Genomic DNA, 25,335 nt, shown 5'->3' with positions numbered 1-25,335 from the left:
ATACTCCGGGGGGAGGAGGCGGAGCCGACGGGGGGCTGGCCCCCCTTTTTCTCTGGTCCAAAATCCTCAGGCATCGTCATACACCACTTCCAGCGACGCCTTCACAACCGCATTCTTGCCGCGCATATCCGCATCGGTTGCAGGTTCCAGCACGACATCGCCGCCGGTATCCTTGCTGTCGAACAGCGCCAGCAAACCATCTTGCGTCAGGGGTTCAGGGCGCACGGGGGGCGCAATGCCCACGGCATCGGCCAGTCCGGCAAACAGAGAGCCCCATTGGCTGTCAGCCGTGCCGACAATCTGGTAATTCGCGGATTTCTTGCGCAGATCATCATTTGCCGGGATCGTGGCCAGCACCGGGATCTGAACGGAATTGGCGAAGGCCTGCGCCTCGCCCGTGCCGTCATCCTTGTTAATGACCAGCCCGGCCACACCGACATTGCCCCCCATCTTGCGGAAATATTCAACCGCCGAGCAGACATTGTTCGCCACATACAGCGACTGAAGGTCGTTCGAGGCGACAAGGATCACCTTCTGCGCCATGTCGCGCGCAATCGGCAGGCCGAAGCCGCCGCAGACCACGTCGCCCAAGAAATCCAAGAGCACATAGTCGAAATCCCAGTCGTGGAAGCCGAGTTTTTCCAGCAGTTCGAACCCGTGGATAATCCCGCGCCCGCCGCAACCGCGCCCGACTTCCGGGCCGCCCAGTTCCATCGCAAAAACGCCGTTGCGCTTGTAGCAGACATCGCCAATCGCCACTTCTTCGCCAGCCAGCTTTTTGCGGGTCGAGGTCTCGATGATGGTCGGGCAGGCCTTGCCTGCGAACAGCAGGCTGGTCGTGTCGGATTTCGGATCGCACCCGATCAGCAGCACGCGCTTGCCCATTTCCGCCATCATGCACGACAGATTGGCCAGCGTGAAGCTTTTGCCGATGCCGCCTTTGCCATAGATCGCAATGATCTGGGTGTGTTTCGTAGGCTCACTCTGCGGCACTTCGAGTGACGGCTCCTCATGGGCTTCTTCGCGCAGGCGCTTGTCGAAATCCTTTAGGTTCGGGATGTCGAGGGTCATGAATGGGCCTCCCAGTCCAAGATCATTTTAAGGCAATCAGGGTTGCTGAAAGCAGTCTCATAGGCGCGCGCCGCGTCGGCTGTATTGGCGTGATGCGTGATCAGCCCCCCCAGCGACAGGGCGCTTGCCTCTATCAGATCGCGCGTGGCGATCAGATCGTCAGGCTGCCATTCAGCGGCGACGCGCAAGCGCGCCTCGCGCATGAAAGCAGGAACAAAAGAAAATTGCAGCGGTTTCGTGTAGAACCCCGCCAGCACCACTTCGCCGCCCTTGGCGACACGTCCGATCAACTGGTCCAGCAGATCTTCGGCACCCGAGGCGTCCATGATGCAGGTATAGTCGCGGCGGCTGTCATCCTGAGGCAGGCAAACATCATAACCTTGCGCCCCGGCCAGTCGGCTTGGATTGGTATCCCAGACCTGCGGTGCGGGTGCCCCCATTGCGATGGTGATGCGCGCGATCAGACGACCCAGAACGCCGTGTCCGACAATCAGATCAGGCGGTGTGGCATTCGGCCCGGCCACGGCATGGCGCGCGGTCGCGGCCAGCGCCAGAAGCGCGCCCTCGGCCCCCATGCCGGGATCAATGCGTGTGACCCTTTTGGCATCGGTCACCAGATGGCGTGCGGCCCCGCCGAACAGTCCGAATACCGGCCCCTGTTCTGAGGGTTGGAAACAATTGGCCCCCGGCACGAACACCCGCTCGCCGGGCTTGAAGCCCGTCTCGCGGCCCGCCTCGATCACTTCGCCCGTCGCCTCGTATCCCGGCACCAGCGGATAGCCCATGCCCGGAAAGGGCGGCATCTCACCGGACCAGAACAGTTTTTCGGTGCCTGTGGAAATACCCGACTGCGCAATCCTGACGACCAGATCGCCCGGCCCTGCTGGCTTCAGGCCGACCTGACCCAAGGCAAGCTGGCGCGGTTCGGAAAGGATGATGGCGTCAGTCTGCACAGGTCCCTCCAGGTTCGGTTATCCATGTTTGTCAGGCAGACAGAACACGACTCGATTGCTGCTTATGTAATCATAACAAGACACATCATACTGTCAACTCTTATTGACACTTTATTCTGTGCTCAACCGGCAGGCTGCGGCTTGGACGCCGTCAGAACACACGTAATAAAGGGTCTATCCGCATGTTCTTTCGAGATTTCATCAAAACCCGCCTCGCGCAGAAGCTCGGCAATTCGGGCCGCGCTGCGGGTTTTCCCCGTTTGCATCGCCAGTGTGTAAACTGAAAAATACACATCTGTCTGCGGGTCGGGGCGGGTGCCGCCGGACATCGGCTCGATAATCAGCACGCGCCCAGCGGGGGGGAGTGCTGCGAAAGCCTTGGCCAGCAGCGCGCGCACTGTGTCATCGGAATGATCGTACAGAACCCGCACAAGGCTGATGACATCCGCCCCTTGCGGCAGCGGGTCTGTGCGGAAAGACCCGCCATGCCGCGCGATATCGGCAGGCAAGGCCGCCTGCGCTACCACATCGGGCAGATCGAACAGGGCAAGTTGCAACTTTGGATAGCGCGCGCGCACTGCGCGTATGAACACACCGGTGCCGCCGCCCACATCCAGTAGCTTACGCGTGCCTTTCAGCGACAGATGGGCCAGTGCCTCTGCCGCGACAAGGCTCTGGCTTTCGGCCATCAGCCGCGAATAGCGCGCGGTCTGCGCCGGGTCCATCGCGCCCTTAGCGCCAAAGACATAGGGCCAGAAATCGGCCAGTTCGGTCGTGGTATCCCCACGGATGAATGCCACCGGGTCGGCAAGATCGCGGTAGAGTACGTCATGATGGCGCACCATATCCTGCAATCCGGGAACGGTCAGAAGGGCTGTGCCGCGCCGCGCCAGTGCAAAGCGGTCACCGCGCCGCTTGAGCAGGCGCATCGCAGCGCCCGCTTGCAGCAGGATTTGCAAGCGCTCAGGCGGTACATTGCAGCGCGGGGCCAGTGCCGCCGCGGTTGCAGGACCATCAGCAAGCAAATGCAGAATGCGCAATTCGACCAGCGCCATCAGCATCTGGCTTTGCACGAATCCCTGCATCAGATCGAACAGGGCCGCCCCTTCCCGCCGCGCAACCCCGCGCAAGCCCGGAACGCGCGCGCACAGCGCTTGAAACCGCGCTGAGGCCACAAGACGATTGACAAGGCCCGCTGGCCGGAATGGCAAATCAGGTGCCGGAATGTCGGCCATGCCCCTCAGACCCGGACAGGCGCGACCGGCGTCATGCGTTCGGCATAAAGCCGGACAAGCTGCGCCAACTCGCCCTCGCCGGGGCAAGAGGGGATAGAGGCAATCGCACCGCCCAAGATATCTTGCAGACGCTTGATCGCACCCTGAACGCCAAATTCCTCAACGGCCGAGGGGCGCTGGTGAATCGCGTCCTGCCCGGCAGGCTTGCCCAGCGCTGCTTCGTCATACAGCGCATCGCGCAGATCATCAGCGACCTGAAACGCCTCGCCGATGCGCGCGCCCAGCTCTTCCCACGGCTCTGGCTCGTGGCCTGCGGCCTGGGCGCCCATTTGCGTGGCCGCGACAAACAGGGCGGCGGTTTTCGAGCGGTGATAGGCCCCCAGATCAACTTTCGCTTCGCTTTCCCAGCCCTGACCGGCGCAAATACCGTAGGGCATACCCGTATGGCGCGCCATCAGACGCAACAGGCGCAATGCGCGGACGGCATCCATATCAGACGCGCCTGACAGCACATCAAAGGCCGAAATAATCAGGCTGTCGCCCGTCAGCACCGCAAGTGGTTCGGAATAGGCCATATGCACGGTCGGCTTGCCGCGCCGGAAATCGGCATCATCAAAGGCAGGCAGATCATCATGCACAAGGCTGGCGCAATGGATTAGTTCCAGCGCGATGGCGGCGCGGTCCGAAAGATCGGGCCGGTCATCACCGCAGGCACGGGCCACAGACAGGCAAATTGTCGGGCGAATACGTGCGCCGCCCGGTGTCACCGCGTAGTTCAGCGCTGCGGCCAGGCGACCGGGCGCTTTGCAGCTTGCGTCCCCCACACCTTGCGCCTGCGTAATGGCAGATGTCATGGCTCTGTCGATCCGTTTGCTCAAGTCCATGGCATCCTCGCTTTGCTGTGTGTAATCTATATTAGACATGTGACTGTAAATAATACTGGACACTTTCGCATAAAGAGTCAAGAATCTCTGACATGGATATTCAGAAAGACTCGGTAGTGGTCATCGGGGCCGGAATTGGCGGATTGGCAGCCGCCATCCGGCTGGCCGCGTCCGGGCAAGCTGTCACGCTGCTGGACGCGCAGGACTGGCCGGGCGGCAAAATCCGCGTCATGGACAGCGCTGCCGGGCCGGTCGATGCCGGGCCAACCGTGCTGACCCTGCGCGATGTGCTGGACGAATTGTTCGACGCCGCAGGCACCACAACAGAGGCGCATCTGACGCTGACACCCCTGCCCGTGCTGGCGCGCCATTTCTGGCGGGATGGGCGCAGGCTGGACCTGATGCCCGACGCGCGCGCCAATTCAGACGCCATTGGCGCGGCCTTTGGCACAGGTGCGCGCAGCGAATTTGATGCTTTCCAGCGCGAGACGCGCGCATTGTTTGACGCGTTTGATGCGCCGATCATGCGCGCGGCGGCCCCAAGCACGCTTGGGGCCGCGCGTGCAGTATTGGCGCGCCCGCATTTGCTGCCTTGGCTACAACCCGGCAAGACGCTGCAAACCATGCTTTCGCAACGGTTTTCCGACCCCCATCTGCGCCAGCTTTTCGGGCGCTATGCGACCTATGTGGGCGGCAACCCGTTGCACGCGCCTGCTGTGCTGGGCCTGATCTGGCAGGCCGAGGCGGCGGGCGTCTGGGCGGTTCAGGGGGGCATGGCCGCATTGGCGCACGCGCTGGCGGGGCTGTTCACACAGTTGGGCGGCACTTTGCGGCTGAACACGGGCGTTGCGCGAATCCAGACATCGGGCGGTCAAGTGTCGGGCGTTCAGCTTGCCGATGGCGAGGTTATTGACTGCGCGCAAATCATCTTTAACGGCGACCCTACCGCATTGCCCTATCTTCTAGACAGGCCAACCCATGCGCCAAAGCGCCGCCAGACCCAGCCGCGCAGCCTGTCGGCGCAGGTCTGGACCTTTGGCGCGCTGGTGCAGCCCCAAGGGCTTGGGGCTGATGCGCTGGCCTATCACAGTGTGTTCTTCGCTGATGATCCGGCGCAGGAATTCGGACCCTTGGCGCAGGGGCGTCTTCCGCAAGCGCCCACGATTTACGTCTGTGCACAGGACCGCGCGCAGACCATCCCCACGGGGCCAGAGCGGTTTCAATTCATCCTCAACGCGCCCGCACTGCCTGAGGGCGCACGCGGCAGCAAGGACATGACATGTCACACACATCCATTCGCGCGGCTGGCGCAGTTCGGGCTGCATCTCAGCCCGCGCCCGACCCTTTCAGCAGTGACGCAGCCGCAGGATTTCGCGCAGATGTTCCCGCACAGTCAGGGCGCACTTTACGGCCTCAGCCCGAACGGGGTGATGGCGACATTCCTGCGCCCCACAGCGCGCACCAAGCTCAGGGGCCTGTATATGGCGGGGGGCGGGGTGCATCCGGGGGCGGGGGTGCCGATGGCGGCACTTTCGGGCAAACACGCAGCGGCGGCGGCCCTCAGCGACCGGATTTCCGCCGCGACGTGGCGCCGAACGGCTATGCGTGGTGGTATATCGACGGGATCAGCGACGACGGCAGCCGCGCCCTCTCGGTGATCGGGTTTATCGGCTCGGTGTTTTCGCCGTGGTATCGCTGGTCGGGGCGGCGCGATCCGCAAAACCATTGCTGTATCAATGTTGCGACCTATGGGCCAAAGGGGCGGTTTACTATGACCGACCGGGGCCGCAGCGCGCTGCGGCAGAGCGAAGATGTGTTCGAGGTTGGCCCCTCCTCCATCCGGTGGGAAGGGGACCGGCTGGTGATCGAGGTGAACGAGATCTCCTCGCCCCCGCTGATCAGCCATGTGCGCGGCACGATTACCCTGCACCCCGAAGCCCTGTTTGGCCAGACCCATAACTTGACCCCAGATGGTCGCCATAGCTGGCAGCCTTTTGCCCCGATTGCGCGGATCGAAGTGGACATCTCACCCGGTCATCGTTGGCTGGGGCATGGGTATTTCGATGCGAATTTCGGCACTGCCGCGCTGGAGGATGATTTCAACTACTGGACATGGGGGCGATTTCCCAACCGGGGCGGGGCCACCTGTTTCTATGATGCGGAATTGCGCGATGGGCAGGCACAGGAAACCGCGCTGCATTTTCACCCCGATGGCCGCATGGACACTGTCACCCCACCGCCCATAACACGCTTTGCCCGCAGTCGCTGGGCCCTGCGGCGCGAGACGCGGGCCGATGCAGGCTTTCAGCCAAAGCAGGAATTGGCGATGCTGGACGCGCCCTTCTACACCCGCGCTGCGGTGCGCACCCAAATTGACGGGGTCGAAAGCGTGGGGGTGCATGAAGCGCTGGATTTGCGGCGCTATGCGCAACCGCTGCTCAAGCCGATGCTGGCTGTGCGGGTTCCGCGCCGCAAGAATTGGGCGTTCTGATCAGACCGGACCTGCGACCAATGACAGCCCGCCACTATTCTCATCCAGAAACTGCAAGATAAGGTCGCAGACGCGGTCTGGTGCTTCTTCATGCAGCAAGTGCCCATAATCGGCAATCTCGACATAGCGCGCGCGCGGCATGCGTGCGGCGGCATCACGCGACACGCGCGCAGGCACTGCGCGGTCCTTCTCCGACGCGATCAGCAAGCTTGGCACCATGATTTGCGGCAAGCGTTCGATCAGCGGTTCCAACTGCCATTGGGCCATCATACCCAATGTACCCTCGATATGGCGTTTGTCGCTGACCAGCCGTTGATACAGCGCCACCCCCTGCGCATCGAGCGTCGAGCCTGTCCCTTTCAGCAACATCTCGACCTGATTACGGTTCGAGACAAGCCGCGTGACAATCGCCGCCACGAAAGGGCTGGCAGACATGGCCTTGGCCAGCTTGGGAAACAACCAGCCCGCAAAGCCGTCAAACGGGCCAAGGGCGGCATTCAACCCGATCACTGCGCGCGGCGGGTTTGGCAAAACTTCGGTCATGCGCAGCGCAATCGCGCCGCCCGCCGAATGGCCGATTATGCCGGCGGGACGCCAGTCCTGATCGCGGCACAGCGTGGCCAGATCATCGGCCATCGCATCCAGCCCCAGCCGCAGCATTCCGCCCGCGCGGGTGAAACCCTGCCCCGGCAAATCCGGCATAATCAGCCGGTAGCCAGGCAAGAGCGGGGCCAGACGGTGAAAGCTATGCCCCGATGCGCCCGCGCCATGCAACAGCAACAGATCAGGCCCCTGCCCCATCACCTGAACATGCCATTCATGGGGGCGGCACCGGATGACATGGGAATGGTCGCGCAGGGGCCAGTCCGCAGGAATCACCTGCATATCTAGCCCCCCAACGCAGCAGAAAGCGTGCTGGACAGGCTGCGCGCATCGGCCCGTGGCAAGGCAATCATCGTGGCCCCCATCTGCGCGCTCAATTCGGCCAGTTGCGGCTTGGGGCGCAGGCTGGTGTCGATCACCAGCGCCGGAATCGCCTTGGCGGCGATGATCTTGGCAAGGCGCGTTGCATCAAGGGTGGCTTGTGCGCGGTTGGCGCTGCCATCCAGCGCGATATTCCCGCGCCCGTCCGTCAGCATGGCCAATGTCGGCGTCATGCCGTGGCGGCGGGCTTGTTCTGCCGTGGCCAAGGCCACCTCCAGCGCATGGGCCAGCGGTGTGGCCCCGCCCCCCGGCAAGCCCGCCAGCCTGCGCTTGGTCTGCACAAGCGAGCGGGTGGGCGGCAGACTGAGTTCCGCCCTATGCCCGCGAAAGGTCACGAGCGCCACATGATCGCGGCTGGAATAGGCTTCGGCCAGCATCAACTCAACCGCGCCCTTGGCCTCGGCCAGTCGCGCAAGGGCGGCAGAGCCAGAGGCATCGACCACGAAGATCAGAACGCGGTCGGTCTGTTCCTGATAGCGCTTGATGCGGATGTCGGACGGCATCAGCAACAAGCGGTCCGCCACGCGCCCCGGCATCATGGCGCGGCGCATTTTCTGCCAGGGGGCTGCTTGGCGCAATGTGGCAATCACATCGACCCGCGCACCCGATCCGGGCTTGCCTGCGCGCGAAGGCATGGGGCGGCCCCGGCGCATGGATTTACGTTTGGCCCCTGCGCCGGAATTGGCGCTGGCCGCTTGGCGCGCCGCCCGCGCGGCTTGCAACTGCGCCAGCAATCCGGGTGGCAAGGCGGTGCGTGCGGCCTCGATCAGCATCTCGTCGGGGATGTCCAATGCGCTCTGGTCGCGGTCGCGGTCTTGATCCGGTTGGTCCTGTGGCGGCTCTGGCGGGGGGGTGTCATCGGGTTCGGGCGCATTTTCGGGAAAGGCCAGCGCCTTATGCGCCATCACCAGGGCAACAGCGACTTGCAAATCCTGCTCCTCAATCGCGGACCCGCCACGCCATGCGGCATGTGCACGCGCGCAGGCCAGTGCCAGAAGTGGTGCACGCATACTGGGAATGGCCAATTCTGCGGCAACCCGCGTCAACCGCGCCAGCGCATCACCCGGCGCGATCTGGCGCAGCCGCACCTGTGCCGATGCGATCAGGCCGGGGTTCAGCGCAATGTCAGTGCTGTCAGACCATGCAAAACCGTCAATATCCAGAAACAGGCCCAAACGGTCGGCCAGTGCGTTGGGCAGGCCCTCGCCTTCCTCTGCCGCCTCGTCCAGCGCGATCAGGCTTGGCCGGGCGGCATTGTCCAGCGCCTGCCCCAAGCGCACGGCCAGCCCCGGCGGGCAGCGTTCGGCCATTGTCAGCATCAGGCAGCCGGCATGGTCCAACAGGCCCGCATGGCGGTGCATCTCGCCTGTGGCCAAAGTCGCGCTCAGGTCCATGCCGCCCATCAACGCCTCGTCCGAGGTGAAAGGATGGAGCTTGCGCGGGTGCAGCGCGCCAAGCCCGGCCAACACACGGTCGCGCACAGGTCCGGCGCGGCCCCGCAGCCACAAGCCGCGCAAGCCATGCGGGTCCACGGCCAGAAGTGTCAGCGCAAGGGAAACCTGCGCCCAAGGATCGGCCTCGGGCGCAGGGCGGCCGGGTTGGCCGCTGGCCTCGTCAAAAGGGGTCAGGGCAGCACCTCTGCCAGTTGGCGCGCAACGCGTGCGCCGGTGCCCGCTTCATCCAGCGGATCGCGGCGCAAACGGTGGCGCAGCGCCATCGGCGCACCTGCACGGATATGGGCGCGTGTCACTTCGGGTGCTCCTTCGAAGGCGGCAAGGGCGCGGGCGGTGCGCAGCAGCGTCAATTCACCCCGCAACCCGTCAGAGCCCAGCGCCACACAGACCGATGCGCAATCATGCAGCACCACGTTGGAACTGCGCACCCCTGCAAGGGCTGCGCGGGCCGCGAGTATCCGCGCGCGCAAGGCGGCGTCCTGTGGCTGCCATTCGGCCATGAAGCTGTCATAATCGTTTTCATAGGCATCACGGCGGCGGATAACCTCCACCCGCGTGTCGATTTCCTTGGGGCTGGTCACTTCGACCGACAGGCCGAAGCGGTCCAGAAGTTGGGGGCGCAATTCGCCCTCTTCCGGGTTGCCAGACCCGACCAGCACAAACCGCGCGGCATGGCGGATCGACATGCCTTCGCGTTCGACCACATTCTCGCCTGACTGCGCGACATCCAGCAGCAGATCAACGATGTGATCTTCCAGCAGGTTCACCTCATCAATATAGAGATAACCACGATTGGCGCGCGCCAGAAGCCCTGCTTCAAACGCCTTTTCGCCCCGCGTCAGCGCGCGTTCAATGTCCAGCGCGCCGGTCACGCGGTCTTCGGTCACGCCAAGGGGCAGGTCCACGACAGGGGTGGGGCGGGTGACGATTTCAGCCTCGGTCACCTGCGCCCAGTCGGGGCAATCCTCGAACCGTGCGGAATTGACGGGGCAGCCTTTGACGGCCTCGATGGGCGGCAATAGGGCCGCAAGCGCGCGCACGGCTGTCGATTTGCCTGTGCCACGGTCGCCAAACACCAGAACGCCGCCGATCTTGGGGTCGATGGCGGTCAGGATCATTGCGGTTTTCATCTCATCCTGCCCGACAATGGCAGCGAAGGGGAAAGGCGTCATGCGGCCTCCTGTCTTGCGGTTGCGGCAAGCGGGTCGCGCCCGTGCCATGTGCCCACGCATCCGGTGATCCGGAAGCGGGCGTAAAGTTCCTCATTGAACCAACCCTCATCACGCACAGCGCGAATAGCCTCGGCATGGGGGCCGCGCCGCGCGAAGGCGGCCATAGATTCTGCGTCAGGCCAGATCGAGAACGTCACTTGATGCAGCATCGGCACCTCGCCAATGCCGATCTTGAAGATGATATTCTGGTCTGCGCCCACGCGCGCGGAAATATCCGGCACCCGCCCCCAGAAGCGCAATGCGCGCGCAGGTTTGACGGTGGCGCGGGTCATGACGGCGATGGGGCCATCCGGGCCGCCAGCGGGGGCAAAGGGCTGCACCCCCGCCCATTGTCCGCGTGCGGAATAAGGTTCCAGAAACAGTGTCATGTCTTCGTCTGCGCGCTTGCGCCACTGGCTGAACGGGGGGCGCTGCAATCCGGCATCGGCCTGATCGCGGCTGTCCCATCCTGCAAGGATCGCCCATGTGCCCCAATTGGGCCGGGGCGTGAACCCCTCGCCCGTGCCAGAGCCGCACAGCTTCCAGAAATTCAGGCCTGCAACACGGGGCAGCACGAAACGCGCCGCGCCCATCTGCCCCAGCACCCATAGCCGCGCCAAGGCCCGGTCAAAGCGAAACAGACTGAGCGTGACGGTTTGCATGACGATTCCAATAGCTACAGTGTAAACCCAGATTGTCACATGAACTGGACAGAGTAAAGAGCACAATGTAAATCTTGATTGACACATCTACAAAGTGTAAGCTTGATGGAACACAAAAAGACGGGAACCGAATATGTCTGATTCTGCGGCGCCACAACGCGCAATTGTCATTGGCGCGGGCCTTGGCGGGCTTGCCTCTGCCATGCGACTGGGGGCCAAAGGGTATAGTGTCAGTGTGATCGACAGGCTTGATCTGCCCGGCGGGCGCGGGTCATCCATCACACAGGGCGGGCATCGGTTCGATCTTGGCCCGACCATCATCACAGTGCCACAAGGTCTGCGCGACCTTTGGGCCGCATGTGGGCGCGATTTCGACCGCGATGTGACCCTGAAACCCATGGACCCGTATTATGAAATCCGCTGGGAAGACGGATCGAGTTTTACCATGCGTCAGGACGAGGCCGCGATGGAGGCAGAGGTCACGCGCCTCTCGCCCGGTGATCTGAAAGGGTTTCGCAAATTCTTGGGCGATTCCGAGGATCGCTACTGGTTCGGCTACGAAAATCTTGGCCGCCGCCCCATGAATGAGCTGTGGGAGTTGATAAAAGTGCTGCCGCGTTTTGTCTGGCTGCGCGCGGACCGGTCCGTCTATGCCCATGCTGCGCGCCGTGTGCGCGACCCGCGCCTGCGCTTTGCGCTCTCGTTTCATCCGCTGTTTATTGGCGGCGATCCGTTTCGCGTGACGTCGATGTATATCCTTGTCAGTCATCTGGAAAAGGCATTCGGCGTGCATTATGCGATGGGCGGGGTGCAGGCGATTGCGAAAGCCATGGCGCAGGTGGTGCGCGATCAGGGCGGATTGGTCCGCATGGGGGCCGAAGTTGATGAAATTCTGGTCGAGAATGGCCGCGCCGCTGGTGTCCGGTTGGTGGGCGGCGAGCGGCTGGAGGCGGATATCGTCGTCTCCAATGCCGACGCAGGCCATACTTATACCCGCCTGTTGCGCAACAAGCCCCGCCGCCGCTGGACTGATGCGAAACTCAAGCGCCAGCGTTGGTCGATGGGCCTGTATGTCTGGTATTTCGGCACGCGCGGCACGCGTGACATGTGGCGCGATGTCGGCCATCACACCATCGTCGTTGGCCCGCGCTACCGCGAACACATCAAGGATATCTTCATCAGGGGCCATTTGTCCGATGACATGAGCCTGTATGTGCATCGCCCCTCGGTCACCGACCCCTCAGTTGCGCCTGATGGCGATGACACGTTCTATGTCCTATCACCTGTGCCGCATCTGGGCCATGACAATGGCGTGGACTGGACGCAAGAAGAAGAACCCTACCGCCAAAAGATGCTGGCCATGCTGGAGGACCGCCTTTTGCGCGGATTGTCTGACCATGTCACTGAAAGCCTTGTTTTCACCCCCGACACATTCCGCGACCGCTATCTGTCGCCGCTGGGGGCTGGCTTCTCGATTGAGCCGCGCATCCTGCAAAGTGCGTATTTCCGCCCGCATAATGTGTCCGAGGAAGTGCCGGGCCTGTATCTGGCAGGGGCGGGCACCCATCCGGGCGCGGGCGTGCCCGGCGTGATCGGCACGGCCGAAGTGTTGGGCCAGCTTGTTCCCGATGCCGCCCCTGTGGCCCCGCTCAGGATGGCCGCAGAATGAGCGCCGACATGGATATGGAGGCCTGCCGCGCCGCGATCCGCACCGGATCATTGTCGTTTCACGCCGCGTCAAAGCTGTTGCCCGCGCATGTGCGCGACCCTGCACTGGTGCTCTATGCTTTCTGCCGACTGGCCGATGATGCGGTGGATGAGGGGCAAGACCCAACTGCCGCTGTCTTGCATCTGCAAGACCGGCTCGACAGTGCCTATGCCGACCGGCCCCATAATTCCCCCATCGACCGCGCCTTCGCGCGCATGATCCAGACCCATGACATGCCGCGCGCCCTGCCGGACGCGCTTCTGGAAGGGCTGGCATGGGATGCCGAGGGGCGGCGGTTTGATACGCTGTCGGGGGTGCTGGACTATTCCGCGCGTGTGGCCGCTGTCGTCGGCGCGATGATGTGCGTGCTGATGGGGGTGCGCGACCGCCACCGCCTTGCGCGCGCCTGTGATCTGGGCCTTGCCATGCAACTGACCAATATCGCGCGCGATGTCGGCGAGGATGCGCGGCTGGGCCGGATTTACCTGCCACTGGACTGGTTTGCCGATGCCGGGCTTGAACCGGCGGCATTTCTGCGTGCACCGGCCGCATCGCCCGAAATCCGCGCCATGACAAACCGTCTTCTGCGCGAGGCAGACCGGCTCTACCAACGTTCCGAGCCAGGCATTGCAGCGCTGCCGCTCAGTTGTCGCCCCGGCATCTTTGCTGCGCGCACGATTTATGGCGGCATTGGTGGGGTGATCCGCACGCAGGGCTGCGACAGCATCACCCGGCGCGCCGTCACCGGCAAGGCCCGCAAGATCGGTTGGCTTGCCACCTCTGGTTTGCGCGCGGCCTTTAGTCTGGTGCAGCCGACAATGGCCACGCTCTATGGCAAACCCTGCGCGGAAGTGGCCTTTCTTGTGGACACTGCCGCCCATGACAGCACCAAATTCAGCCGCTCGGACACATTGATAAACGCGCTTGCACGGCTGCGCGCGCAGGATATGGCCCGACGTGACCGCCATCTTGGCTTGGATCGGCGCTCCGCCTGAGCTACATCATGACAGATAGGGTGTGCGCCACCGCGCCCGCACGGGCGCCCAAGCCAAGGCTTGCGCCCGCAAGGGCGCGCATTCAGGTCAGACTTGGAACGCCGCGCGCGATGGCAGGAACAAAGGATACGCGATGGACTGGCCGCTTTTTCTGACATTTCTTGCCGCCTGCGGTGCCGCAGGCGCGACAGGGTCCATGTTCGAGCCGGGAAACTGGTACCGCGATCTGGACAAACCGGTCTGGACGCCGCCGGGCATCGTTTTTCCGATTGTCTGGATCACGCTTTACATCGCCATGGCCTATGCGGGCATGCGCATCGGGCTGCTGGACAATTCGCAACAGGCGCTTGCCTTTTGGGCGGCACAGATTGCCTTCAACACACTGTGGTCACCGGTCTTTTTCGGGCTGAAGCGCATGCGCGCGGCCCTTGTGATCGTCGGGTTTATGTGGGTGTTTGTGGCCGCGACGATGGTCAGCTTCTGGGCGCTTGATCCCATCGCGGGGATGTTGTTCGCACCCTATCTGCTGTGGGTCACCATTGCAGGGGCGCTGAATTTCTCGGTCATGCAGCGCAATCCGCAATACGCGTAAGCGCTCAGTTGGTCAGGGCATGGTGCGGCTTTGCCGCGCTATGCGCCCCAAAGATCATGCCCAGATGCTTGGCCAGATAGATGCGCAGCCAGGGCGTGAACCGTTCTGGCACGCGCTCCACAACAGCGCGGAGCGCGGGCAGGTTGATCCAGTCCGTATCGGCCACCTCATCCGGGTTGGGCGTGATGCTTAGATCCGGCATGACGCGAGCGGTATAGACCTGCACCAGTTCATGCTCGATCAAGCCCGCCCCGACATCGGCGCGGTACTCGATTTCGCCCGCGTGGCGCAGCGCCAGACCCGTGATGCCCAACTCCTCGCGCAGCCGACGCCCCGCGCAGTCCAGATCAGATTCGTCCCAATGCGGATGCGTGCAGCAGGTATTCGCCCACAGCCCCGGCGTGTGATATTTGCTCAAAGCGCGGCGCTGGATCAGAACCCGGTCGCCTTCGGTCACAAAGACCGAAATCGCCTTATGCCTTAGCCCGCGCCTGTGCACGTCCATCTTGTCGATGGGTTGCAACACGCCGTTCTCCCAGGCCGGGATCAGCGCGCTCATGTGTGGCCCGGTCGGACAAGGCCGGTCAGGTGCAGCATGTTCTTGATGCCGATCTTGATATGCGCCATTGGGCGCGCGGCCACCAGTTTCTTGTTCATATACGCCTCGAATGTCAGGCGCTGCACGTCTATATCGTGGCACAGGCTCACGAAACGTTCACGCCGCTCATCTGATTTGTAATAGGCATCCTGCATCTGGCGCAATACCCGGAACACGGTCTTGTGCTCGCGCATGAACAGTTTGCGCGCAAGTTTCAGGTCTTTCATCTTGCCAGAGGCCAGCGCCGCCTGTACCGCCGTTGCGGCCACGCGCCCGCCGACCATGGCATAATATATCCCCTCGCCCGAGCTGGGCGCGACAACGCCTGCCGCATCGCCTGCCAGCACCACATCGCGGCCATTGTCCCAGCGGTCCATCGGGCGCAGCGGAATGGGCGCGCCTTCGCGCCGGATCGTCTCGCAGCCTGTCAGGCCCGACATGGCGCGCAGATCAGCCGTGGCTTTCTTCAGGTCTGCGCCATTGATCTCGGTGCCCATGCCCACGCTGGCATGTTCGCCATGCGGAAACACCCAGCCATAAAAATCGGGGCTAATGCGCCCGTCATAGATCACATCGCAGCGCAGCGGGTCATACACATCGTTGGCGGGTGGGGCCTTGATGATCTCGTGATAGGCAATCACATAGGGGGTCTTGTCGCCCCCCGGCACTTCGGCCCGCGCAACATTCGAGCGCGCGCCATCTGCGCCAATCACCAATTGGGTTTGCGTGCGCCGTTCCTCGCCGCTTGTCTTGTCGCGCCAGATGACATGCGTGCCTTGCACGTCGCGCTCAATCCGCAGAAAGGTGCCGGTCAGGCGCGTAGCCCCGTTCCCCTCGGCGCGGTCGCGCAGAAATTCATCGAAATGTTCGCGGTCCACCATGCCGACATAACCGTTTTCAATCGGAATATCGACCGCGCGGCCAGTGGGCGAAATCATCCGCGCTGTGGTGATCTGCGCCACGACCTGGCTCATGGGGATGTCAAAATCCGCAATCGCGCGCGGGGGGATTGCGCCCCCGCAAGGCTTGATCCGCCCTGCGCGGTCCAGCAGTGCCACGCGCTTGCCCGCGCAGGCCAGATCATCCGCCGCGGTTGCACCCGAAGGCCCACCGCCCACGATAAAGACATCATATTGCATCGCTTATTCCCCCGGAACCATCAGCACCCTTGGGCGCGGTGACATGATGCGCGCGGCCAAAGCCGCTGACGCAATGAAAATTATCGCCTGAAACAGAAAGACAGCACCAAACGCATCAGCCACCGGCAACAGACTGCGCGCGATATCCACCAATGCCGCGCCCGTCAGCCCGCCAAAGCCTGCTGCAATCGCCTGCGATGCGCCCCAAAGCCCGACACGCGTGCCTTCGCGCTTGTCACGCCCCTCGCCTGCAAGCTGCATCATCGACCCAATAGCCGCGACCGCGAACATGCCGTTGAAGAACCCCAAAGCGACCACCAGCAGCACCAAGGGCAGCATCCAGAAGGTTGCGCCCGCAATCGCCACCAGCGTCAGCGCCGACCCCATACAGCCCGCAACAACCCAAGCCCGCAGACTGCCGATGCGCAAACCCGTGGCGGCAACACCGACCAGCACCATGCCAAGGAACACGCCGCCATTTTGCGCGCCCGACATTTGCGTGGATTGCCCCGGCGTGTAGCCAAAGACCAGCCCGGCATAGGGTTCAAGGATCAGTTCCTGCATGAAATAGGCGGTCATCGACAGGAATACGAAAAAGGTAAAATTCCGCGCACGGCTGTCGGCCCATATCTCGGCGATGCCGTCCCGAAAGCGTTGCGGCGCGGGTGCGGGGCGCGCGATCACGCGCCGCTCTATCCCCCAGACCGCGATTGTGGTCAGCGCCACAGCCCCCGCACAGATAATCGCCACAACCGTCAGCAGCCGTGCATGGCTGTAAGGGTCAAGGAATTTGCCTGCGGTGATGGCGGTCAGCGCAATGCCGGCGATCATCATCAGCCATGTGATTGTGGCTGCTGCGGGGCGGCGGTGTTCTGCTGTGGCCGTGGCCAGAAGTGCCAGAAGCGATGTGCCCGACGCCCCCACGCCCAGACCGATGACCGCATAGGCGATGACCGACAGCGCAAGGCCCGCGCCGAAATGGGTTTCCAGCAGCGGAATGGCCAGCGCCGCGCCAAGCCCCCCAAGGGCCAGCAGGCCCATGCCCGCAATGATCCAGCGTGTGCGGTTGCCGCCCTGATCGGCCAAATGGCCCCAGTTGGGCCGCGTGATCTGCACGCCGTAATGCAGCGCCACCAACAGCCCCGGCAGCACCACAGGCAGCGACAATTCCACCACCATCAGCCGGTTCAGGGTCGAGGTCATCAGCACCACAATCGCACCAAGGCAGGCTTGCACCAGCCCAAGGCGGAAAATCTGCACCCAACTCAGCGTCATGCGCCAATCCCCCTGAGCGCGAAGGCCGCGACCATCATGCCCAGAACGTAGGGGCCAACCCCTGTGCCATTGAACCACGGGGCCAGTTTCGCAGGGTCTTTGCGCCAGCGCCCCAGCGCCCATATCTGCACGCCAATGCCAAGCGCGATAATGCCTGCGTGAATGGGTGCGCCCCAGATCAGCAGCAGGATGACGACGACCAGTTGCGCCATTACCATGACCGTGCCCGCAACGGTTGCCGCATCGACAGGGCCAAGTGTGACGGGCAGTGATTTCAGGCCCATCTGGCGGTCGCCCTCAATCGCCTTGAAATCATTGATTGTCATGATGCCATGCGCGCCCAAGCCATAGAGCACGGCAATCGCCACAATCTCGAATCGCGGCGCACCTGCGGCGATAACGGCCGCACCCGTGAACCACGGCAGCGCCTCATAGCTCAGCCCCACCAGCCCCGGCCCCCACCAGCCGGACCGCTTGGCGCGCACAGGCTCGGCGGAATAGGCCCAAGCGGCCAGCACGCCTATGATTGTTGCGCCAAACCCCCAAGGGCCAAGCTGCCAGCCCACGGCCAATGCCAGCACGGTCATCATCAGCGCAATATACAGCCCCCAACGGCCCGGAATGCGCCCCGAAGGGATGGGGCGGTTCGGTTCGTTGATCGCGTCCACGTGCCGGTCGCACCAGTCATTCGCCGCTTGTGACATGCCGCAGACAATCGGCCCTGCCAGAAGCACACCAAGCACCACCAGCGCCCATGAGTCCGGCCAGACACCGACCGAGATGATGCCGCATAAATAGGCCCACATTGGTGGAAACCATGTGATCGGCTTTATCAGCTCCAGCATGGCGCGGGGTTGCGGCACACGAGAGGGGTTCGGGCGGGTTTCAAGACTCATATCGCTCATGCTGTAAACTTTGCCTTACATTTTTGGTTCCATCAAGTGTTAATTTATGCTGACACTGCGCGCATTTCCGCGCAGCCCGAAGCAGGCACATTGCAGGGCTGCGCGATATCCTTATGTGTCTGGTCAAGCCAGAACCGGAGACGACATGAAATTGCGGTATATTTTCCCGATGGCCCTTGCCCTCAGCGCCGGCCCCGCCTTGGCCGACCGCACTCCACCTGCGAAAGCGTTGGCGCTTTCTGAAATCGTAGCTGCCCTCGAAAGCCAGTATGATATTCACTTCATCGACGATATTGATTGGGATGATAACGGGTATTGGGATGTCGAGTTCTTCACCCGCGACGGGGCCAAGGTGGATTTGAAAATCGACCCCGTAACGGGCAAGCCGCATGGCTAGGCGCGGAGTTGCGCAGGACCAATCTGAAAGCGGCACGCAGGCGCGCCGGTGGCAGCGCAACTGACCTCTGTGACCTGTACGTCCGGCCAGACCAGTGCAGCAAACAACCGCTCGAACACGGCTGAGTGCCAGTGGCAGACGGGACCATCCGCGCGCGTTTGCGCCAGCGGGTTGCGCTTTATCTCAAATATCAGGGGTGCATGGCTGACCACACGAAACTTGCCAGAGCCCGCGAAGGTCCAGGAGTGTTTTGCGATCGCCATCGACAAAAGACGTGCGCCCAGCGGGGCAGGAAGCGCGCGGATCAGGCGCTGCGCCACGCGCGGAATGCGATTGGCAAGAATGTAATCCCCTGTCGCCAGCCCGGCGGCACGCTGAATGCGCGCGGCGCGGTCTGGCAGGAACAGCCGCACCGCATCATGCAGGCGCACCACGTCCTCTTCGGGAAGCATGCCCGCATCTGGCGCAGGCTCAATGATATCCGCACGATAGAGCAGCGCCGCGCGTAATGCCGAACCTATCTCGGCATCCAGCACCGGCAGATGTTGCAAAACCGCGTTCGGCCCGATCCGCGCCTGCGCTATCATGTGACGCTACTCCGCCGGTTCGCGGATTGCGGGGGTTGCCCCGTTTGGCATGCGAAAGACGCGGGGGGGTGCGACACCCTCATCCATTTGCCCGCCACCGCCACAGGCCTTGATCGCGTTGCGTTGCTCGGCGCGCGCCTTGCCTTGGGCGCGCAGCGCCTCGCGCCGCTCTGCCGCCTTGCGTTTGATATCGGCGTGATCTTCCCAATCGGCCATTTGCGCATCTGCAATGGTGCGGGTCATGTCGAAGCCGAAATCCATCTTGTCGCGCGACTCGAGCGTGAAATAGCCGTTTTTGCCAAGATCATAAAACTGGCGCTGCACACCCGCCTTGAGAAACGCCTTCAGGCAGCCCAGCAGGTATTTCCGCCGATACCCTGTCCCGCGCCACGGGTAATGGAACAGCGCCTTGCGCATGTAAAAGCGGCGATAATTCTTCAGCACCCCTTCCAGCAACCCGCCCCGCGTCATTTCCTTGGGCTTCATGATCGGGGTGACGAAATTGTATTTGGAATAGTCGAACACCTCGACCTGATCGCGCAATTCCTGAAACAGCGGCGTGAAGGGCCAAGGCGTATACATCGCCCAATTGGCCAGATCGGGCTGCCAGTCCCATGCCATTTGAAAGGTTTCTTCCAACGTTTCGGCGGTTTCATTGTCGAGGCCAACGATAAACTGCGCCTCGGTGAAGATGTCAGCCTCGCGCAGCAGGCGGATGGCTTCCTTGTTCTGCTCGACCGTGGTTTCCTTGTTGAACTGGTCGAGTTTCAACTGCGCCGCCGCCTCGGTGCCAAGTGACACATGCACCAGCCCTGCCTTGCGGTAGAAGGGCAGCAAATCCTTGTCGCGCATAATATCGGTCACGCGGGTATTGATGCCCCATTGTATCCGGCGCGGCAGGTCGCGGGCGATCAGTTCTTCGCAAAACTCGATGAATTTCTTGCGGTTGATGGTGGGTTCTTCATCGGCGAGGATAAAGAAGCCGACGCCGTGGTTCTCGACTAGATCTTCGATTTCATCGACCACTTTCTTGGGGTCACGCACGCGGTAATCGCGCCAGAATTTCCACTGCGAACAAAACGAACAGGTGAAGGGACAGCCGCGCGCCATATTGGGAATCGCCACACGTCGGTTCAGCGGCACATAGATGTATTTGTCCCATTCGAGGATCGACCAGTCCGGCTTGATCCCGTCAAGGTTCTTGACTGTTGCGGCGGCCTGCGTGGCGACGATTTCACCCTCTTCGGTGAATGCCAGCCCTTGGATTTTGCGCCTGTCCGTGGGCCAGCGCCCCTCGGCAATGGCCTGCATCAGCTTGACGACAATTTCTTCCCCTTCGCCACGTACGATCACATCAATCCACGGCGCTTCACTCAACACCTGACGGAACATGAACGTGCCGTGAATGCCGCCCAATACGGTCACAGCATCGGGCGCGACATCCTTGGCGATGCGCAGCACTTCTTCGGCGACATAGATTGACGGGGTGATGGCGGTTGTGCCGACGACATCGGGCTGCAACTCTGCCAGTCGCGCGCGCAGGGCGTCGTCGTCAACGTGATTGGTCATCGCATCAATGAAATGGATGTCGTCGAAGCCAGCAGCCTTGAGTGACCCGGTCAGATAGGCGACCCATGCGGGCGGCCAGCTACCGGCAATCTCGGCGCCGCCAGAATGATAATTCGGGTGAACAAAGACGATTCGCATGGGTTCCCTCCACTGTGTAAACAGAGGTTGACACACAAAGTGGAAACTTTAATTGACACAGATCAAGTTCGTGCAGGTGCCCGACTGAAAAGCCGGATCACCCTTCGTCCTTGCTGACCAGATCATACTTCCGAAGCTTGACATAGAGCGACTGGCGCGACAGCCCCAGCATTTCCGCAGCCGCAACACGGTTGTTGCGCGTCAACTCCAACGCTGTCTCAATGCAAATCCGCTCGATCACATCTGTCGTCTCGGACACGATATCCTTCAGCGTGGACGACCCGACCAGCTCGATCACACCCTGCATGTTCTGATCTTGGCCACCCGCAGCATCGGGGCGCACGGCGCCGGAACTGGACGAATTGCGCACCACAAGCGCGATCACAGGATCGAACTGGTCATCCAGCCATGTCGCCGAAATTTCGACGCCCACTTGCGCCCCGTAATCCGTGTTGAGTTTGGTGGCATACATGCGCAACTGCCCGGCGCGGCGCGCATTCTCCAGAAGCACGCGCAAATCGACCGCACCGCGCGCCAGAAACTCTGCCAGCGAGCGCCCGCGCACAGCGGCGGCGGATGACACATCGGTCAGGTTCAAAAATGTCTCGCTTGCGGCCAGAATACTGCCCTCACGATCCGCAAAGACAATCGCATCGGACCCGTGGTTGAACAATTGCCGCAAATTGGATGACAGCCGCTCATCTGCGACAACCCCGGCACCGGGTTCAGCCAGACGGATAATCGCCAATTGCTCACCTGAGGCACGGAACATTTTGCCCGCCAGTTGCAATTTGCGCTGCGATGCCTTGACCTCAACCTCGAAATTCGCAGGCGCTCCGGCTTGCTGTGGCTTTTCCAGCGCAGAAACAAGGCTGTCGCGGCTGTGGCCGACAAAGAAATCCGCCAGCGACTTGCCCAGCAAATCACTGCGCGCGCGCCCCAGAACCAGCGCCGCACTTTGGTTAATATCCACAATCAACCCCGAACCGACCGAAATCAGCGCGATGGAGTCATTGGTGAAATCCATCAGCAGCCGATAGCGGGTGTCAATCTCGCGCTGCGCCTCGTGGTCACGTTCCAGCGCGATCTGGGCATTCAGCAACATTTGCTGCATTTCAATCGTCGGCCGCTGATCCTGCCCCAGCATCAGGACATGCCGCTTGTCATGCATCAGGTGCAATGCATAGCGCACCGGCAACGTGTCGCCATGCCCCAGAACATGCTGCAACTCGACCCAACGTGGCGGGCTTGATGGCCCTGCCCCGTCGCCCTTGCTGATCTGAGTGATCCGCTTGCGCAGCTTTTCAGTCGACATATCATCAACCAGATCGGACAGCGCCTTGTCTTTCCACCCGGACAAAGCGCCCGCCAAGGTTGAACCGGGCCGCGCGGTCACGGCCTTGATGCGACCTTCGGGCGACAGTATCATGCAGATATCAGCCATGCTTGTCAGCACGTTCGACGTCAAGGGATCATCAATGAACCTTGCTATATCTTCTGGCCCAGACAGCCCACTGTGATCTGGCAAGGTCACGCGCTTCCCTCCTGCTGCCGCATTGGCAGCCAACTTGTGGTCTTCAGCAACGACGCCTTATTCAGCGGCCGCACTGATCTGCTGTATGCCGCAAGATTGCAGGGCGCAGACTATGTCACTTGTAACAAGATCAGCACCAGAAACTTCTGCGATTCGGCGGTGTTTAGTATCGCTTTGCGCGCTTGAAACCAAGCCCCCTCCGATCACGATCGGAGTGTGGCCTTGTGACCATGTCCGTAACTCCTGCACCATAGTGGCGCAAGGCAGAAGCGACGTTTCGTTCGACACCGAGATGAATACGGCATGAAACTGGTTATGCGTCAGGATATCGCGCAATTCGGTCGCGCGCGGCAACAGCATGACCTTGACCGAAACGCCGATCCGCCGAAGCTGGTTCGCCGCCAGCATTGCGCCAAGCGTGTGCTGCTCTCCTGCGGGCAAGGTCAGCAAGATCCGGCCATCGCCAACAAGCCCGCACCGGCTTGACGCCCAAGCCCGGCCCAATTCGCGCAACAGCCCTTGCAGCCGCGCACAAGCCAGCGAAGCGTGCAGGATATCTATTTCCTCGTCATGCCATTCCTGCCCGATCGCGCCCAAAGCATCGGGCAGATAGGCATCCATGACATCTTCTGCCGAGACGCGCCTTTGGCGCATTTCAGCAAGCAAGGCGCTCAGGGCCTGTTTGTCCCCACTGCGCGCAAAATCTGTCACCAGTTTGGCGACAAACGCGCTCGCGGTATTGCGCCCGCCATCAGACGCGCGCGTCAACTCCGCGACAACGCGCATAGCAAACCTGCGCAGCGGCATATCATCCGCCCGCTTCGCACATGTTACAGGCTGTACCAGACCATTCATGTCACCCGCCCTCTCAAATGCGCGGCAGCTACGGCCATTTAATGCAAAGGGCCTTGACGACGGCGCGTCGTCACCTAGTAGCGTCTCAGGAACCCAGAACATTGTCAAACAAAACTTACACTCCTGCGGGGGGAAAGCGCAGTTGATCCTGAAATTTGAACCTATGCTTATGTTTTATATGAATAATGCCTCACTATACCCTGCACCCTCATACAGATCGCATAGACCGTATCTGTCAATTTCAACATGTAAGTTTTAGTTGACACTTATGACGGTCAAAGGCTAAGCTCCTCTTAGGAATCGCGATTGGGGGGCCTTATGGCGCAGAATTTGCAGACAGCGCTCTACACGCCAGAGCAGCGCAAAAAGCGCGACGCCTCGCGCTGGACGCTGGTGCAAGGCATTCTGGCGCCAGTGCAATTTGTCATCTGCATCGTCTCGGCGGCCCTTGTTCTACGCTTCCTGATGACAGGCGACGGCTATATGGCCGCGACCATCTCGGTCCTGATAAAGACGCTGGCGCTGTATGCGATCATGGTGACCGGCGCGATCTGGGAAAAAGAGGTGTTTGGCCAATATCTGCTGGCCCCGGCCTTTTTCTGGGAAGATGTCGTCAGCTTTGGCGTGATTGCGCTGCATACGCTGTATCTGGTCGCGCTGTTCATGGGCTTCATGACGCCGGATCAGTTGATGATCCTCGCGCTGGTCGCCTATGCGGCCTATTTCGTGAATGCCGCGCAATTCATCTGGAAACTGCGGATGGCCAGATTGTCAGCCGCCCCACAGCAGGAGGTGTCCGCATGACAACCGGTTGCCGTGACACCCCCGTCCTGAAACAGCGCGGCCAGCGCGAAGTCTTTTGCGGCCTGACCGGCATCATCTGGCTGCACCGCAAGATGCAGGACGCCTTTTTCCTTGTTGTCGGCTCGCGCACCTGCGCGCATTTGCTGCAATCGGCGGCGGGCGTCATGATTTTCGCCGAACCCCGCTTCGGCACCGCCATTCTGGAAGAAAAAGACCTCGCCGGTATGGCCGACGCCAATGAGGAACTGGACCGCGAAGTGGCCCGCCTGCTGGCGCGCCGCCCCGATATCCGGCAGTTGTTCCTTGTCGGCTCCTGCCCGTCCGAAGTCATCAAGCTGGACCTTACGCGCGCCGCAGAACGCCTGAGTGTGGCCCATGGCCCCAATGTGCGCGTGCTGAATTTTTCCGGCTCGGGCATCGAGACGACCTTTACCCAAGGCGAAGATGCCTGCCTCGCGTCCATGGTGCCCGCACTCGCGGAAACTCCGGCCAAAGAGCTGTTGCTTGTCGGTGCCCTGCCCGATGTGGTCGAGGATCAGGCGCTTGATCTGCTGGCACAAATCGGCGTCACACCTGTGCGCTGCCTGCCCTCGCGGCGCGTACAAGACACGCCAGTCATTGGCCCCAACACGGTCTTTGCCCTGACACAGCCCTTCCTTGGCGATACACATGCCGCCCTGACCCGGCGCGGCGCGCGCCATATTGCAGCACCCTTTCCCTTCGGGGCCGAAGGCACCACCCTCTGGCTCAAGTCGGTTGCCGCCGAATTCGGCATCTCGCCCGAAAAGGTCGATCAGGTTGTCGCGGCACCGCGCGCCCGCGCCGAAAAGGCCATCGCTGCTGCCGCCACCTCCCTGCGCGGCAAGCGCATCTTCTTCATGCCCGACAGCCAATTGGAAATTCCGCTCGCACGCTTCCTGACCCGCGAATGCGGCATGCAAGCCGTCGAGATCGGCACCCCATACCTGCATACCGACCTGCACGGCCCCGAATTGGACCTGATCGCTTCCGGCCCTGTCATCTCCGAAGGCCAGGATGTCGATCTGCAACTCGACCGCGTCCGCGCGGCCCGCCCTGACCTGACCGTTTGCGGCCTCGGCCTTGCCAACCCGCTGGAAGCCGAAGGTCTGGCGACGAAATGGGCCATCGAGTTGGTCTTCACGCCTGTGCATTTTTACGAACAAGCGGGCGATCTGGCCGCGCTCTTTGCACGGCCTCTGCGCCGCCATGCAGCCCTGAAACGGCAGCACCCGAACCGGCTGGAGGCAGCGGAATGACCCAAGCCCATTTTCTT

General features: G+C 62.1%; 24 protein-coding genes. 8 read left to right on the top strand and 16 right to left on the bottom strand.

What is annotated here, in order from left to right; translation table 11 throughout:
• Window positions 1–66: 66 nt before the first annotated feature.
• The 4 genes from BD293_RS01635 to BD293_RS01620 all read right to left on the bottom strand — a co-directional run bounded on the left by BD293_RS01635 (window position 67) and on the right by BD293_RS01620 (window position 4,143).
• Window positions 67–1,071, bottom strand: a complete 1,005-nt coding sequence (locus BD293_RS01635; protein ID WP_142079563.1) for a chlorophyllide a reductase iron protein subunit X — start codon at window positions 1,069–1,071, stop codon at window positions 67–69.
• Window positions 1,068–2,024: a chlorophyll synthesis pathway protein BchC gene (bchC, locus tag BD293_RS01630; RefSeq protein ID WP_142079561.1), complete on the bottom strand. Its 957-nt coding sequence runs from the start codon at window positions 2,022–2,024 to the stop codon at window positions 1,068–1,070. The genes BD293_RS01635 and bchC overlap by 4 nt, the downstream gene beginning before the upstream one ends.
• 122 nt (window positions 2,025–2,146) lie before the next feature.
• Window positions 2,147–3,259 carry a methyltransferase gene (locus BD293_RS01625; RefSeq protein WP_142079559.1) on the bottom strand — a complete coding sequence of 371 codons (1,113 nt, stop codon included), beginning with the start codon at window positions 3,257–3,259 and terminating at the stop codon, window positions 2,147–2,149.
• A 5-nt stretch (window positions 3,260–3,264) separates the two neighbouring features.
• On the bottom strand, window positions 3,265–4,143 hold the full coding sequence (locus tag BD293_RS01620) for a polyprenyl synthetase family protein (protein ID WP_142079558.1): 879 nt from the start codon (window positions 4,141–4,143) through the stop codon (window positions 3,265–3,267).
• A gap of 92 nt (window positions 4,144–4,235) precedes the next feature.
• Between BD293_RS01620 and crtD the strand changes: the two genes are divergently transcribed.
• Window positions 4,236–5,801: a 1-hydroxycarotenoid 3,4-desaturase CrtD gene (gene crtD, locus BD293_RS01615; protein ID WP_142079556.1), complete on the top strand. Its 1,566-nt coding sequence runs from the start codon at window positions 4,236–4,238 to the stop codon at window positions 5,799–5,801.
• Window positions 5,768–6,634 carry a carotenoid 1,2-hydratase gene (gene crtC / locus BD293_RS01610; protein ID WP_281286686.1) on the top strand — a complete coding sequence of 289 codons (867 nt, stop codon included), beginning with the start codon at window positions 5,768–5,770 and terminating at the stop codon, window positions 6,632–6,634. The genes crtD and crtC overlap by 34 nt, the downstream gene beginning before the upstream one ends.
• Here crtC and bchO read toward each other — a convergent pair whose 3' ends face one another.
• Genes bchO through crtA form a run of 4 tightly spaced genes read right to left on the bottom strand, consistent with a single transcriptional unit; the run spans window position 6,635 to window position 10,945 of the window.
• Window positions 6,635–7,519 carry an alpha/beta fold hydrolase BchO gene (gene bchO, locus BD293_RS01605; RefSeq protein ID WP_142079555.1) on the bottom strand — a complete coding sequence of 295 codons (885 nt, stop codon included), beginning with the start codon at window positions 7,517–7,519 and terminating at the stop codon, window positions 6,635–6,637. It abuts the gene before it with no gap.
• Between the two features lie 2 nt (window positions 7,520–7,521).
• Complete coding sequence (locus BD293_RS01600; RefSeq protein WP_142079554.1) at window positions 7,522–9,246, bottom strand: magnesium chelatase subunit D; 1,725 nt, start codon at window positions 9,244–9,246, stop codon at window positions 7,522–7,524.
• Complete coding sequence (gene bchI, locus BD293_RS01595; RefSeq protein WP_142079552.1) at window positions 9,243–10,244, bottom strand: magnesium chelatase ATPase subunit I; 1,002 nt, start codon at window positions 10,242–10,244, stop codon at window positions 9,243–9,245. Before bchI ends, BD293_RS01600 begins: the two co-directional genes overlap by 4 nt.
• Window positions 10,241–10,945 carry a spheroidene monooxygenase gene (crtA, locus tag BD293_RS01590; RefSeq protein WP_142079551.1) on the bottom strand — a complete coding sequence of 235 codons (705 nt, stop codon included), beginning with the start codon at window positions 10,943–10,945 and terminating at the stop codon, window positions 10,241–10,243. Before crtA ends, bchI begins: the two co-directional genes overlap by 4 nt.
• 133 nt (window positions 10,946–11,078) lie before the next feature.
• On the opposite strand from crtA, the gene BD293_RS01585 reads away from it, so the two are divergent.
• From BD293_RS01585 to tspO, 3 genes are all read left to right on the top strand, one after another.
• The gene (locus BD293_RS01585; protein WP_142079549.1) at window positions 11,079–12,614 is read left to right on the top strand and encodes a phytoene desaturase; all 1,536 of its coding nucleotides are present in this window, start codon (window positions 11,079–11,081) and stop codon (window positions 12,612–12,614) included.
• On the top strand, window positions 12,611–13,648 hold the full coding sequence (crtB, locus tag BD293_RS01580; RefSeq protein ID WP_142079548.1) for a 15-cis-phytoene synthase: 1,038 nt from the start codon (window positions 12,611–12,613) through the stop codon (window positions 13,646–13,648). The genes BD293_RS01585 and crtB overlap by 4 nt, the downstream gene beginning before the upstream one ends.
• A gap of 133 nt (window positions 13,649–13,781) precedes the next feature.
• Window positions 13,782–14,240 carry a tryptophan-rich sensory protein TspO gene (gene tspO / locus BD293_RS01575; RefSeq protein ID WP_142079547.1) on the top strand — a complete coding sequence of 153 codons (459 nt, stop codon included), beginning with the start codon at window positions 13,782–13,784 and terminating at the stop codon, window positions 14,238–14,240.
• Between the two features lie 4 nt (window positions 14,241–14,244).
• Here tspO and idi read toward each other — a convergent pair whose 3' ends face one another.
• The 4 genes from idi to chlG are packed head-to-tail and all read right to left on the bottom strand — an operon-like array spanning window position 14,245 to window position 18,148.
• Complete coding sequence (idi, locus tag BD293_RS01570; RefSeq protein WP_142079546.1) at window positions 14,245–14,799, bottom strand: isopentenyl-diphosphate Delta-isomerase; 555 nt, start codon at window positions 14,797–14,799, stop codon at window positions 14,245–14,247.
• A complete protein-coding gene (locus tag BD293_RS01565) occupies window positions 14,796–15,977 on the bottom strand; it encodes a geranylgeranyl diphosphate reductase (protein WP_142079544.1) in 1,182 nt (393 codons plus the stop codon). Before BD293_RS01565 ends, idi begins: the two co-directional genes overlap by 4 nt.
• A gap of 3 nt (window positions 15,978–15,980) precedes the next feature.
• Window positions 15,981–17,252, bottom strand: a complete 1,272-nt coding sequence (locus BD293_RS01560; RefSeq protein WP_142079543.1) for a BCD family MFS transporter — start codon at window positions 17,250–17,252, stop codon at window positions 15,981–15,983.
• Window positions 17,249–18,148, bottom strand: coding sequence for a chlorophyll synthase ChlG (chlG, locus tag BD293_RS01555; RefSeq protein WP_142084211.1), 900 nt, complete (start codon window positions 18,146–18,148; stop codon window positions 17,249–17,251). The genes BD293_RS01560 and chlG overlap by 4 nt, the downstream gene beginning before the upstream one ends.
• A 154-nt stretch (window positions 18,149–18,302) precedes the next feature.
• Here chlG and BD293_RS01550 point away from each other — a divergent pair, with 154 nt between their 5' ends.
• Complete coding sequence (locus BD293_RS01550) at window positions 18,303–18,554, top strand: PepSY domain-containing protein (RefSeq protein ID WP_211840973.1); 252 nt, start codon at window positions 18,303–18,305, stop codon at window positions 18,552–18,554.
• Here BD293_RS01550 and bchJ read toward each other — a convergent pair.
• The 4 genes from bchJ to BD293_RS01530 all read right to left on the bottom strand — a co-directional run bounded on the left by bchJ (window position 18,551) and on the right by BD293_RS01530 (window position 23,237).
• The gene (gene bchJ / locus BD293_RS01545; protein WP_142079542.1) at window positions 18,551–19,141 is read right to left on the bottom strand and encodes a bacteriochlorophyll 4-vinyl reductase; all 591 of its coding nucleotides are present in this window, start codon (window positions 19,139–19,141) and stop codon (window positions 18,551–18,553) included. The genes BD293_RS01550 and bchJ overlap by 4 nt on opposite strands.
• A 6-nt stretch (window positions 19,142–19,147) precedes the next feature.
• Complete coding sequence (gene bchE, locus BD293_RS01540) at window positions 19,148–20,848, bottom strand: magnesium-protoporphyrin IX monomethyl ester anaerobic oxidative cyclase (RefSeq protein WP_142079540.1); 1,701 nt, start codon at window positions 20,846–20,848, stop codon at window positions 19,148–19,150.
• Between the two features lie 97 nt (window positions 20,849–20,945).
• Complete coding sequence (gene ppsR, locus BD293_RS01535) at window positions 20,946–22,382, bottom strand: transcriptional regulator PpsR (RefSeq protein ID WP_142079538.1); 1,437 nt, start codon at window positions 22,380–22,382, stop codon at window positions 20,946–20,948.
• Window positions 22,383–22,439: 57 nt separating this feature from the next.
• Window positions 22,440–23,237, bottom strand: coding sequence for a cobalamin B12-binding domain-containing protein (locus BD293_RS01530; RefSeq protein ID WP_170207028.1), 798 nt, complete (start codon window positions 23,235–23,237; stop codon window positions 22,440–22,442).
• Between the two features lie 318 nt (window positions 23,238–23,555).
• Here BD293_RS01530 and bchF point away from each other — a divergent pair, with 318 nt between their 5' ends.
• Complete coding sequence (bchF, locus tag BD293_RS01525) at window positions 23,556–24,041, top strand: 2-vinyl bacteriochlorophyllide hydratase (RefSeq protein ID WP_142079535.1); 486 nt, start codon at window positions 23,556–23,558, stop codon at window positions 24,039–24,041.
• The gene (locus BD293_RS01520) at window positions 24,038–25,318 is read left to right on the top strand and encodes a ferredoxin:protochlorophyllide reductase (ATP-dependent) subunit N (RefSeq protein WP_142079533.1); all 1,281 of its coding nucleotides are present in this window, start codon (window positions 24,038–24,040) and stop codon (window positions 25,316–25,318) included. Before bchF ends, BD293_RS01520 begins: the two co-directional genes overlap by 4 nt.
• The last annotated feature ends 17 nt before the right edge of the window (window positions 25,319–25,335 follow it).

The organism is Roseinatronobacter monicus, assembly GCF_006716865.1.
GTDB classification, from domain to species: domain Bacteria; phylum Pseudomonadota; class Alphaproteobacteria; order Rhodobacterales; family Rhodobacteraceae; genus Roseinatronobacter; species Roseinatronobacter monicus.
This window is presented reverse-complemented; position numbering and strand designations above follow the sequence as displayed.

Excerpts from the sequence above, each read along its gene's own strand:
- BD293_RS01620 (WP_142079558.1), bottom strand. The coding sequence starts at position 4,143 with ATGGACTTGAGCAAACGGATCGACAGAGCCATGACATCTGCCATTACG.
- crtB (WP_142079548.1), top strand. The coding sequence starts at position 12,611 with ATGAGCGCCGACATGGATATGGAGGCCTGCCGCGCCGCGATCCGCACC.
- crtD (WP_142079556.1), top strand. The coding sequence starts at position 4,236 with ATGGATATTCAGAAAGACTCGGTAGTGGTCATCGGGGCCGGAATTGGC.
- bchO (WP_142079555.1), bottom strand. The coding sequence starts at position 7,519 with ATGCAGGTGATTCCTGCGGACTGGCCCCTGCGCGACCATTCCCATGTC.
- BD293_RS01550 (WP_211840973.1), top strand. The coding sequence starts at position 18,303 with ATGAAATTGCGGTATATTTTCCCGATGGCCCTTGCCCTCAGCGCCGGC.
- bchF (WP_142079535.1), top strand. The coding sequence starts at position 23,556 with ATGGCGCAGAATTTGCAGACAGCGCTCTACACGCCAGAGCAGCGCAAA.
- BD293_RS01565 (WP_142079544.1), bottom strand. The coding sequence starts at position 15,977 with ATGCAATATGATGTCTTTATCGTGGGCGGTGGGCCTTCGGGTGCAACC.
- BD293_RS01560 (WP_142079543.1), bottom strand. The coding sequence starts at position 17,252 with ATGACGCTGAGTTGGGTGCAGATTTTCCGCCTTGGGCTGGTGCAAGCC.
- BD293_RS01625 (WP_142079559.1), bottom strand. The coding sequence starts at position 3,259 with ATGGCCGACATTCCGGCACCTGATTTGCCATTCCGGCCAGCGGGCCTT.
- chlG (WP_142084211.1), bottom strand. The coding sequence starts at position 18,148 with ATGAGTCTTGAAACCCGCCCGAACCCCTCTCGTGTGCCGCAACCCCGC.
- BD293_RS01530 (WP_170207028.1), bottom strand. The coding sequence starts at position 23,237 with ATGAATGGTCTGGTACAGCCTGTAACATGTGCGAAGCGGGCGGATGAT.
- bchE (WP_142079540.1), bottom strand. The coding sequence starts at position 20,848 with ATGCGAATCGTCTTTGTTCACCCGAATTATCATTCTGGCGGCGCCGAG.
- idi (WP_142079546.1), bottom strand. The coding sequence starts at position 14,799 with ATGAGCGCGCTGATCCCGGCCTGGGAGAACGGCGTGTTGCAACCCATC.
- BD293_RS01635 (WP_142079563.1), bottom strand. The coding sequence starts at position 1,071 with ATGACCCTCGACATCCCGAACCTAAAGGATTTCGACAAGCGCCTGCGC.
- bchJ (WP_142079542.1), bottom strand. The coding sequence starts at position 19,141 with ATGATAGCGCAGGCGCGGATCGGGCCGAACGCGGTTTTGCAACATCTG.
- BD293_RS01585 (WP_142079549.1), top strand. The coding sequence starts at position 11,079 with ATGTCTGATTCTGCGGCGCCACAACGCGCAATTGTCATTGGCGCGGGC.
- crtA (WP_142079551.1), bottom strand. The coding sequence starts at position 10,945 with ATGCAAACCGTCACGCTCAGTCTGTTTCGCTTTGACCGGGCCTTGGCG.
- BD293_RS01520 (WP_142079533.1), top strand. The coding sequence starts at position 24,038 with ATGACAACCGGTTGCCGTGACACCCCCGTCCTGAAACAGCGCGGCCAG.
- tspO (WP_142079547.1), top strand. The coding sequence starts at position 13,782 with ATGGACTGGCCGCTTTTTCTGACATTTCTTGCCGCCTGCGGTGCCGCA.
- bchI (WP_142079552.1), bottom strand. The coding sequence starts at position 10,244 with ATGACGCCTTTCCCCTTCGCTGCCATTGTCGGGCAGGATGAGATGAAA.